Genomic DNA, 925 nt, shown 5'->3' with positions numbered 1-925 from the left:
CCAAGGGCAAGGACGAGTCGGCCAACCGCTTCCTGAACCGCCTGCTCGCCTACGGCGGCGAGTTCACCGGGTGGAGCGGCCTAGTCGAGGCGGTGGCCCGGGTCGAGGCCCAGGCAAACTCTGAGCCGAACCGCACCACCGGCCTGCCGCCCGACGCGCTGTTCATGCGGGAGAAGGAGAGCCTGCGGCCCATCGGGAACCTCCGTCTCCTCGAGTCGATGGTGGGCGACGTGAGCGTCCAGACCGTCCCGCCGACCATGCTCGTCAGGGCCGCCGGCAGGGAGTGGTCCGTGCCCAGGCGCTGCATCGGCCGGCGCGTGAGCGTCGTGGCGATGCCCGGCGGCCAGGTCGTGGTGAGGATGGCCGGCGAGGAGGTCGCCGTCCACGACGCCGCGTCCGGGCCGTCGAGGCCCATCAACTACGACCCCGACCACTACGAGCAGGCCCTCGAGGGGAAGCGGGGCCTGGCCGACGCGGACATCGCCGAGGCCGCGCGCGCCAACCTCGCGCTGCTCGACTCGCTCGGAGGGGCGTGATGGGCGCCGTCGCGGAGGGCAGCCCCTCGATCAGGGCGCAGGCGAACCTCTCCGCGCTCGGGCTGCACGAGATGGCGGCGTCCCTGCCCGACTACGTGAGGATGGTCGCCGCGGGCGAGCGGGGCTTCGCCTCCGCCCTCGAGGAGATGACGCGCGTCGAGGTCGCCGCCCGGGAGGCCAGGATCACCAACCAGCGCATACGGTCGTCGGGGTTCCCCTACGTCAAGGGGCTGGCGGACTTCGACTGGGACTTCCAGCCGTCGGTCCCGCGCGCCGAGATCGAGGAGCTCGCGACCCTGAGGTTCGTCGAGCGGGCCGAGAACGTCCTGTTCGTGGGGAGCCCCGGCGTGGGCAAGACGCACCTCGCCGTCGCGCTGGGCATCGAGGCC

The 925-nt window shown here is 72.6% G+C and carries 2 protein-coding genes; both read left to right on the top strand.

What is annotated here, in order from left to right; translation table 11 throughout:
- On the top strand, nucleotides 1-536 hold a 536-nt coding region (locus ACQRAJ_RS08755; RefSeq protein WP_427748387.1), incomplete at its 5' end, for a Mu transposase domain-containing protein.
- Nucleotides 536-925, top strand: a 390-nt coding sequence (locus ACQRAJ_RS08750; protein ID WP_427748386.1) for an ATP-binding protein, incomplete at its 3' end; no start/stop codon positions are given. The genes ACQRAJ_RS08755 and ACQRAJ_RS08750, both read left to right, overlap by 1 nt.

It is taken from the genome of Collinsella sp. SGI.184 (assembly GCF_050313415.1).
In the GTDB taxonomy this organism is placed as follows: Bacteria; Actinomycetota; Coriobacteriia; order Coriobacteriales; family Coriobacteriaceae; genus Collinsella.
Note: the sequence above shows the minus strand (reverse complement) of the source record. Positions and strands in the feature narration are given on the sequence as shown.